This is a genomic window from Halomicrobium urmianum (assembly GCF_020217425.1).
Taxonomy (GTDB): domain Archaea; phylum Halobacteriota; class Halobacteria; order Halobacteriales; family Haloarculaceae; genus Halomicrobium; species Halomicrobium urmianum.
Genome location: NZ_CP084090.1, coordinates 2,678,422 through 2,687,678 on the forward strand (window position 1 = coordinate 2,678,422; position 9,257 = coordinate 2,687,678).

The window sequence follows — 9,257 nt, forward strand, 5'->3', positions numbered from 1 at the left end:
GGTGGCTTTTTCGTGTCGTGGTGGCAATCACCACCGACATGGAGGAGATCACCACCGACGACGCGCCGGAGAGCATCGGACCGTACTCGCAGGGAATCCGCGACGGCGACCGGATCTACGTCTCCGGGCAGGGGCCGATCGACCCCGACAGCGGCGACGTGGTCAGCCAGGACGTCGGCGAGCAGACCGCGAAGACGCTGGAGAACGTCGCGGCCATCCTGGAGGCCGGCGGCGCCTCGCTGGACGACGTGCTCAAGACGACCGTCTTCGTCTCGGACATGCGGTACTACGACGACGTCAACGAGGTGTACGGCGAGCACATGAGCGACCCCTATCCCGCCCGCAGCGCCGTCGAGGTCGTCAAGCTCCCCGTCGACATCAAGGTCGAGATTGAGGCCATCGCGACGGTCTGATACGGGCCGTCGCAGCCGGCTCCGGTTCGGGCACGCCGTCCGTCGGGAACGCAACGCCTAAGTCCAACCGTCATGATTCCACACGTATGCGACGTGACGCACCGGCTCGCGCCAGCGAGGCCGCGAGCGGTGCGTCCGCGCCGGTGAAACCGAAACGCGCGTTCTGAGACTCGTGGCGGGCGTGGCGCCCCCGTCCCGGGTCGGACCACTTTTGCCGACGCGCACCGGACCGTCGACCAGTAACCGCGACACCCACACCAATGACGGACATCGACTTCACCGGCGTGTACCCCGCGATGTGCACGCCGTTCCACGACGACGCGGACCGCAGCATCGACTTCGAGACGCTCAGAGAGGACGCCCAGCGACTGGAGGCGGCCGGCGTCGACGGCCTCGTGCCCGTGGGCTCGACCGGCGAGTCCGCGACCATGACCCACGACGAGCACGTCGAGGTCGTCGAAGCAGTCGTCGACGCCGTCGACGACGTGCCAGTCGTCGCCGGCACGGGCTCGAACAACACCCGCGAGGCGCTCTCCCTCTCGCGGCGCGCGGTCGAGGCCGGCGCGGACGCGCTCCTGCTGATCTCCCCCTACTACAACAAGCCCGAGCAGCGCGGCCTCGTCGACCACTACGAGACCATCGCCGACGAGGTCGACTGCCCCCAGATCGTCTACAACGTCCCCTCCCGGACGGGCCAGAACATCGAGCCCGACACCGCGGTCGAACTGGCCGCACATCAGAACATCCTGGGGTACAAGGCCGCCAGCGGCGACATGAACCAGATCTCTGAAATCGTCGAGCGCACGCGCGAGGAGGAGTTCGCGGTGCTCTCCGGCGATGACGGAATGACGCTGCCGATGCTCTCGATCGGTGCGGACGGGTGCATCAGCGTCGCGGCCAACGTCGAACCCGAGCGCACCTGCGCGATGGTCGGCGCGGCGCTTTCCGGCGACTTCCAGCGCGCCCGCGAGATTCACCACGAACTTGGCCCACTCTTTCGCGCGCTGTTCGTCGAGACCAACCCCATTCCGGTCAAGGAGGCCATGCGGATCCGCGGCTACGGCCCGGCGCACCTCCGCCAGCCTCTCTCGAGACTCTCCGAGGAGCACGTCGACCACCTCGAGGACGTCCTCGCCGACCTGGCGGACGAGGACCTCGAGGACGAGTACGCGGAGGTGGAGCGATGACCCGCGTCGCGGTCAACGGCGCGACGGGCCGCACTGGCGGCGCCGCCGTCGACGGCGGTCTGGAGCGCGAAGACGTGGACGTGGTCGTCGGCTTCGCCAGCGAGGCCGGCGAACGGAGCGGCGTCCCGATCCGTCCCGCCGGCGAGGCCGGCGAGGCGCTCGCGGAGTTCGACGTCGGCGTCGTGGTCGACTTCGCCGCGCCAGCGGCCACGTTGGCCGTCGCCGAGGACGCCGCAGAGGCCGGCCTCCCCCTCGTCGTCGGCACGACCGGCTTCGACGACGGCGAACTCGACCGCCTGCGCGAGATCAGCCAGACGGTCCCCGTCCTCAAGGCGACCAACTTCTCCCGGGGCATCCAGGCCCTCCTCGGTGCGGTCGAGGCGGCCGTCGCCGCGCTCCCGGAGTACGACCTCGAACTGCTGGAGACCCACCACAACGGCAAGGTCGACGCACCGTCCGGGACCGCCGGAACCATCCTGGAGACGATCCAGCGCCAGCGCGACGTCGAGCCCGTCTACGGCCGCGAGGGCCACGCCCCGCGCGAGGACGACGAGATCGGCGTCTTCGCCCGCCGCGCCGGCGACGTCCGCGGCGAGCACGAGCTCGTCCTGGCCGGCAACGACGAGGTGCTGTCGCTGACCCACCGCGCCGAGGACCGCGGCGTGTTCGCCGCCGGCGCGCTCGACTCGGCGACCTGGATCGAGGGGCGCGACCCCGGCTGGTACGACTTCACCGGCGTCGTCGCCGGGGAGTGACCGGACTCGCGCCGACGGGACGGATCGACCGCCACGCCCGACTTCGGGGACGTTTTGACCTAGCGGGCGCTCGCCTTCCCCATGAGTCTGCAATCCGACGTGGAGGACCTCTGGCAGCGCAAGCAGGACGGGCTGACCGCCGAGGACGCCACCGGCGACCACCTGGCGACGCTCGACGAGTTCCTCGCCGCGCTCGAGGCGGGCGAGGTCCGCGCCGCCGAGAAGTCCGGGGGAGAGTGGGAGGCCAACGAGTGGGTCAAGCAGGGCATCCTGCTGAACTTCGGCCTGCGCGAGACGGAGGCCCGCACCCACGGCGGCGTCGACTACCACGACGTCCTGCCGCTGCGGGAGACGGGCGACCTCGCCGAGCGCGGCACGCGCAACACGCCCGACGGCACCGTGATCCGCCGCGGCGCCTACCTCGGCGAGGACTGCATCATGATGTCGCCGAGCTTCGTCAACGTCGGGGCCCACGTCGGCGACAGCACGCTCGTCGACTCCTGCGACACGGTCGGCTCCTGCGCCCAGATCGGCGAGAACGTCAAGCTGGGCGCCAACACGCTGATCGGCGGCGTGCTGGAACCGGTCGAGGACGCCCCGGTCATCGTCGAGGACGACGTCTCGCTGGGCGCGGGCTGTCGGGTCACCTCCGGCTTCGTCGTCGGCGAGGGCTCGATCGTCGGGGAGAACACGCTGCTGACGCCCCGGATTCCGATCTACGACCTCGTGGAGGAGGAAGTGATCTACGGCCACCTGCCGCCGGAGCGCCGCGCGTTCACCCGCTTCGTGGAGTCCAGCGTCAGCGACCACGACCTCTTCGAGGGCGGCGCGTACAAGCCCGCCGTGGTCGCCACGGACGTCGAAGCGGAGACCCTGGAAGCGACGGAGCGAGAGGACGCGCTTCGGGAGTAGGGAGGTCGCGACTGAAAGGAGCGACCTCGTTACGGGCGAACGGCGATCACATGGAGCCGCAAGCCAGCGAGGTTCCGGCCGCAGGGAGGAACCTCGGATAGCGACCGGGAGCCGAGCGGAGCGAGGCGATACGCGAGCGGCGTCGGTGTGTCGTCGTTTCGCTTACGGCGTCTTTTCTCGCCCCTTCGGGCCGGATAGAGCGCTGATGAGGGCCACTCGATGGACGGTCGATAGCCCATCGCTACCGCTTGGATTTCGATAGTGGCGGCGCTTTTCGTAGTCCGCTGCGTCCCCTGCTACTCGTTGCCACCATGCACGCACCGATCGATGACGAGGCGCGCGGCGCGGGCGGAGGGAGAACATGAATCGGGACGACAGTGGGGCCCTCTCTCGGCGCGACGTACTCCGGGCAGCGGGCGGGACTGTCACGCTCGCCGGTCTCGGTGCGGGGTCGGCGGCGGCCGACGAGGATCACACGCCGACGCCGCACGGGGACTGTCCGGAAGGCACCGTCGAGCCGTCGATGGTCCACTACGACGACTCCATCGAGACCGTCTGCGACGACGACCACCCGAAGACGCAGACGCTCCAGCAGTCCGTCACGGAGGCGTTGCACGAGCAGTACCCGACGGTGGGGTCGCTGATCGACGACGGGTTCGTCCCGTACTTCGACTTCCTCACCGCCGACTACGCGACGGGGTGGTCGCACTGGCTCAGCCCGGAGTACGTGGGGGACGACACCGTCCTCGACCCGGAACGGCCCGAGTCGGTCCTCGTCGACCACCAGTCGTGGCGACCGATCGGGGTGATGTACGTCGCCACCCGCGACGGCGAGCCGGTCGAGCCGCCGCCGACGGTCTACGAGGACGACGGCGCCTGCGTCCCCTGGCACGCCCACGTGGGATTCCCGGGACGGCTCTCGTGGTGGAAGTTCCGTCTCTTCGCCGCGGAGCAGACGGGCGAGGGGCCCGTGTCCGAGTTCCCCTGTCAGACGCCGTGGATGCTGCACGTGTGGGTCCACTCCCACCCGGAGAGCGTCTACGCGCACGACGCGCCGCCGCCGGAGAACCGCGACGTCGAGCCGGCCAACCCCGAGTTCGAGACGGACGCCGACCCCGGCGAGGACGAGTTCGGCCCGGAGCTGTTGCCCGGGGGCTTCCGGGCGGGATACGACCACCTGCCGTGAGAGGGTCCCGCACCGGGTGACCTCGGCGTCCCAGAGCGGAACCCTTGTTAGCCGCGCGCGCCCTCTACGAGGCAATGAGCCACGATTCGCCGCCGGTCCGGCGCGTCTCGGACTGGGACTACGATCGCCTGGCCGCGCTGGCCGAGGAGCACGGGACGCCGCTGTACGTGCTGGACCTCGACCGCGTGCGCGAGAACTACGAGCGGTTCGACGCCGCCGTCGACGCCGAGGTCATGTACGCGGCCAAGGCCCACACCGGCCACGCCGTTCTGGAGACGCTGCTCGACGCGGGCGCCAACATCGAGTGCGCCGCGAAGGGCGAACTGCAGCGAGCGGTCGACGCCGGCGCCGACCCGAGCACGCTCCAGTACACCGCCGTCAACCCGCCGGACAGGGACCTCGACTACGCCGTCGAACTCGCCCAGAACAACCCCGGACTCACCATCACTGCGGGCGCGCAGGACACCTTCGACCGCCTGGAGGAGCGGGGCTACGAGGGCCGCGTCGCCATCCGCATCAATCCCGGCATCGGCACGGGCCACCACGAGAAGGTGGCGACGGGCAAGGACGCGAAGTTCGGCATCCCTTACGAACAGGTGCCCGAGGTCGCCGCGGACGTCCGCGAGCGCTTCGACCTGGTCGGCCTGCACTCCCACGCCGGCAGCGGCGTCCTGCACGACGACCTCGACGACCACTGCCGCGCCATCGGGAAGGTCGCCGACATGGCCCGCGAGGTGGGCGACGAGGACCTGGAGTTCGTCGACTTCGGCGGCGGCTTCGGCGTTCCCTACCGCGAGGACGAGGAGCCGCTCGATATGGACGTCGTCGCCGAGAAGGTCGAGGCCGCCGTCGGCGACCTCGACGCGCGCCCGAAGTTCGAGCCCGGCCGCTACGTCGTCGCCGACGCCGAGGTCATCCTGACGGAGGTCAACACGATCAAGGAGGCGCCCGCGGCGACCGTCGTCGGCGTCGACGCCTCGCTGGCGACGCTGATCCGCCCGGCGATGTTCGGCTCCTACCACCCCATCGACAACGTCACCGCGCCGGAGCGCGACCCCGAGCCCGTCTCCGTCGGCGGACCCTGCTGCACCAGCGCGGACGTGTTCTGCACGAACCGGCCGATCGCCCGACCCGAGCGCGAGGACCTGCTGGCCATCGGCAACGCCGGCGCGTACGGCTACGAGCTGGCCAACCAGTTCCACTCCCAGCCCCGGCCGGCCGAGGTGGCCATCGAGGGCGGCGAGGCGAGCGTCGTCCGCCGGCGCGAGACGCTGGCCGACGTGGTCCGCGTGGAGCAGTGACATGACCGACTTCGACCTCGAGGCGTTCCACCGCGCGGCCGTCGAGACGCCGTCCCACGAGTCCGTCGACGGGATGCGCGAGCTGCTCGTCGAGACGCTGGCCGACCACGGCGTCGCGGCGGACGTCGACGAGCACGGCAACACCGTGGCGTCGCGCGGGGCCGAGGGCGGGGCCGACGAGAGCGGCGAGGACGCGGACGACCCGCACTACGTCCTGAACACGCACGTAGACACCGTCCCGCCCCACGTCGAGTACCGCCGCGAGGGCGACCGCGTCTACGGCCGCGGGAGCTGCGACGCGAAGGGGCCGCTGGCCGCGATGATCGACGCCTTCCTCCGGGCGGACGTGGCCGACGGCGGGCGCGTCACCCTCGCGGTCACGCCCAACGAGGAGACGGTCCAGACCGGCGCGGCGGCGCTGGCCGAGGACCTCTCCGCTGACGGCTATATCGTCGGCGAGCCCACCGGGCTGGACGTCTGTACCGCCGCCAGCGGACAGTGCGAGGGAACCGTGGTCATCGAGGGCGAGAGCGCCCATGCCGCCGACCCCGCGAGCGGGCAGAACGCGATCAGGGCGGCCGCGCCCGTGCTGCAGGCGCTGGAGACCTACGATGAAAAGCGAGGACCCGGCGAGCATGAGCAACTCGGACGGCCGACGCTGACCGCCACGATGATCGAGGGCGGCGAGGCCACGAATCAGGTGCCCGCGGAGTGCCGGCTCACCTTCGACCGCCGGAGCGTCCCCCCGGAGACGGTCGACGAGTTCCGCGCGGACCTGGAGGAGCACCTCTACCAGTGGATGCCCGCGGGGATGGACCTCTCCGTCGAGCTGATCCGGCCCGACACGCCGTTCCCCGAGGCGTTCGCGACCGACGAGGACGACACCCTGGTTCGGGCGCTTCAGGACGCCAGCGGGGGCGAGGTCCGCCCGTTCGGCGCCGCCACGGAGGCCTCCTACTTCGCAGCGGACGCGCCGACAGTCGTGTTCGGGCCGGGCGTCCTCACCGACGACGAGGGCGCCGTGGCCCACTCCGAGCGCGAGTACGTCCCCGTCGAACAGCTCCACGCGGCGGCCGACGCCGTCGCGGCGACCCTGGACGAGCTACTCTGACTCGTCGCCGTCGTCCGCCTCGTTGTCCTCGTCGCCGCCCTCTTCTCCGTCCCCGTCCAGATAGGTCTGCGCCTCCTCGTCGGTGACCTGCGGGAAGTCCTCGTAGTATGCGCCGACGGCGCGGAACGCGGGCGGCGTCTCCACGCTGGCCACGTCGTCGGCGATGTCGAGCAGCGTGTCCAGCGTGTCCGCCGGGCCGACCGGAACGGCGGCGATCAGGTACTCGGGGTCGTCGTCGCGCACGCGCTGGAGGCAGGCCCGCATCGTCGCGCCCGTGGCGACCCCGTCGTCGACGACCAGCACGCGCTCGTCGGTCACGTCCGGGAACTCGCCCTCGCGGTAGGTGGCGGCCTTCTCCTCGGCGACCGCTCGCTCCCGCTCGCGGACGCGGTCGAGGTAGTCGTCGGTGACGCCCAGCTCCGCGATCAGTTCGTCGTTCCGCCAGACCGACCCGTCCTCCGCGACGGCGCCGATGGCCAGTTCCTCGTTGTCGGGCGCGCCCATCTTGCTCGCGACGACGACGTCCAGCGGGACGGCGAAGCGGTCGGCGACCGCGCGCCCGACCGGCAGCCCGCCGCGCGGGATGGTGAGGACGATATCGGGGTCGACGCCGCGGTCGGCGAGGCTCTCGGCCAGCTGCTCCCCGGCGTCGGTGCGGTCAGTGAACATGGGTCACGTTCGGCGTCGAGCACCTTCACCTTGGTCCATCGACAGGTGTGGCGGGTGAGTCAACGCGGAATTCGGGGTGAATCCGCAGGTAGTCGGGAGAGAAGTCGGCATCGAGTGTTACGGAGTGGTGCCCAGTCGTCGACCACAAGACATTTGTCCGACCCCGGAAGTGATCAGTGTACGACAGTGGACGGCGGGTAGGGGTACCTGCACTTTCGTCCACTGATCACCACTGCCCGACGAGCGCCCGCTGTCGCGCTCGCTCGGTTCACGGACAGAACGGCCTCGGCCGCTCGGGAGTGCGCCAGCGGGAACGCGGCTCCGTTAGACCCCGTCGGCCTGCTCGCTCGCGACGCCCGTGTAGCCCGTCGGCGTGATCGCCAGCAGTTCCTCGCGGACGGACTCGTCGACGTCCAGGTCCTCGATCATCCCGTGGAAGTCGTCGATGGTCACCTCGCGGCCGCGGGTCGCCTTCTTGACCTGTTCGTAGGCGTCGTCGTGGCCCTCGCGGCGGAGGATCGTCTGGACGGCCTCGCCGACGATCTCCGGCGTCGACTCGAGGTCCTCGCGCATGACCTGCTCGTTGGGGACGACCTTGTCGAGGCCGTTGCCGCACTTCGCGTAGCCGATCAGGCAGTGGGCGAAGGCGGCCCCGACGTTCCGCTTGACGGTCGAGTCGGAGAGGTCGCGCTGGAGTCGGGACTTCGTGACGTAGTCGCCGAGGAAGGTCAGATCTGAGTTGGCCTTGGTGAGGTTGCCCTCGCTGTTCTCGAAGTCGATCGGGTTGACCTTGTGCGGCATCGTCGAGGAGCCCGTCTCGCCCTCGACGGCCTCCTGGCCGAGGTAGCGGTCGGAGACGTAGAGCCACACGTCCAGGTCGAGGTCCAGCAGGACGTTGTTCGCCCCGCGGAGCGCGTCGAACAGCGCCGCGAGGTCGTCGCAGGGGTTGACCTGCGTCGTGAGCGGTTCGTGCTCCAGCCCCAGGTCGTCGACGAACGACTCGGCGAAGGCCGGCCAGTCGACGTCCGGGTAGGCGGCGTGGTGGGCGGCGTAGGTACCCGAGGCACCGGCGAGCTTGCCGGAGAGGCTCTCGATGGTCCGCTCGACGCGCGCGATCGCCCGGCCCAGCCGCGAGGCGTAGACGGCCATCTCCTTGCCGAAGGTGGTCGGCGTCGCGGGCTGGCCGTGGGTGCGCGCGAGCATGGGAACGTCGCCGTACTCGTGGGCGAACTCGACGAGCACGTCCCGGAGGTCCCGGAGTTCGGGGAGCAGGACCTCCTCGACGGCGGGGCCGACGAGCAGGCGGTGGGCGAGGTTGTTGACGTCCTCGCTCGTGAGCCCGAAGTGGATCCAGTTGGCCGCGTCCAGGCCCGCCGGCAGGCCCATGCGGACGAAGTACTCGACGGCCTTCACGTCGTGGTTGGTCGCGGGGTAGTCACCGTACCCCTCCGTCTCCAGCTGCTTGATCACCTCGGCGTCCTCGCGGTCGAACTCCCCGTAGAGCGCGCGGAGCTGGTCTCGCTGGTCGTCGTCGATCGCCAGCGGCGTCGCGTCGAGGTCGGCCAGCGCGAGCAGGTACTCGACTTCGACCTGCACGCGGGCCCGCATCAGCGCCCGCTCGCTCGCGTAGGGGACGAGTGGTTCCGTGTAGCGCGCGTACCGCCCGTCCAGCGGCGAGACGGCGTCGAGGGCGTCCCTGTCGGTCATGGCCGGAGGTGTGCGA

The 9,257-nt window shown here is 70.5% G+C and carries 9 protein-coding genes; 7 read left to right on the plus strand and 2 right to left on the minus strand.

The window, feature by feature from the left end; genetic code table 11:
* Positions 1-38: 38 nt before the first annotated feature.
* The 7 genes from LCY71_RS13295 to LCY71_RS13325 all read left to right on the plus strand — a co-directional run bounded on the left by LCY71_RS13295 (position 39) and on the right by LCY71_RS13325 (position 6,865).
* Entirely contained in the window at positions 39-413 is a 375-nt protein-coding gene (locus LCY71_RS13295; RefSeq protein ID WP_225333631.1) for a Rid family detoxifying hydrolase, read from the plus strand.
* A gap of 260 nt (positions 414-673) precedes the next feature.
* Entirely contained in the window at positions 674-1,600 is a 927-nt protein-coding gene (gene dapA / locus LCY71_RS13300; RefSeq protein WP_225333632.1) for a 4-hydroxy-tetrahydrodipicolinate synthase, read from the plus strand.
* On the plus strand, positions 1,597-2,355 hold the full coding sequence (dapB, locus tag LCY71_RS13305; RefSeq protein ID WP_225333633.1) for a 4-hydroxy-tetrahydrodipicolinate reductase: 759 nt from the start codon (positions 1,597-1,599) through the stop codon (positions 2,353-2,355). The genes dapA and dapB overlap by 4 nt, the downstream gene beginning before the upstream one ends.
* Positions 2,356-2,436: 81 nt before the next feature.
* The gene (locus tag LCY71_RS13310; RefSeq protein WP_225333634.1) at positions 2,437-3,267 is read left to right on the plus strand and encodes a 2,3,4,5-tetrahydropyridine-2,6-dicarboxylate N-succinyltransferase; all 831 of its coding nucleotides are present in this window, start codon (positions 2,437-2,439) and stop codon (positions 3,265-3,267) included.
* A gap of 361 nt (positions 3,268-3,628) precedes the next feature.
* Positions 3,629-4,453 carry a hypothetical protein gene (locus tag LCY71_RS13315; RefSeq protein WP_225333635.1) on the plus strand — a complete coding sequence of 275 codons (825 nt, stop codon included), beginning with the start codon at positions 3,629-3,631 and terminating at the stop codon, positions 4,451-4,453.
* Positions 4,454-4,527: 74 nt separating this feature from the next.
* Entirely contained in the window at positions 4,528-5,754 is a 1,227-nt protein-coding gene (gene lysA / locus LCY71_RS13320; RefSeq protein WP_225333636.1) for a diaminopimelate decarboxylase, read from the plus strand.
* A 1-nt stretch (position 5,755) separates the two neighbouring features.
* Positions 5,756-6,865, plus strand: coding sequence for a M20 family metallopeptidase (locus tag LCY71_RS13325; RefSeq protein ID WP_225333637.1), 1,110 nt, complete (start codon positions 5,756-5,758; stop codon positions 6,863-6,865).
* Here LCY71_RS13325 and LCY71_RS13330 read toward each other — a convergent pair.
* Positions 6,857-7,534 carry a phosphoribosyltransferase gene (locus LCY71_RS13330; protein WP_225333638.1) on the minus strand — a complete coding sequence of 226 codons (678 nt, stop codon included), beginning with the start codon at positions 7,532-7,534 and terminating at the stop codon, positions 6,857-6,859. The two genes, LCY71_RS13325 and LCY71_RS13330, sit on opposite strands and share 9 nt — an antisense overlap.
* A gap of 324 nt (positions 7,535-7,858) precedes the next feature.
* Positions 7,859-9,241 (minus strand): adenylosuccinate lyase, encoded by a 1,383-nt coding sequence (gene purB / locus LCY71_RS13335; RefSeq protein ID WP_225333639.1) that lies wholly within the window; start codon positions 9,239-9,241, stop codon positions 7,859-7,861.
* Between the last annotated feature and the right edge of the window lie 16 nt (positions 9,242-9,257).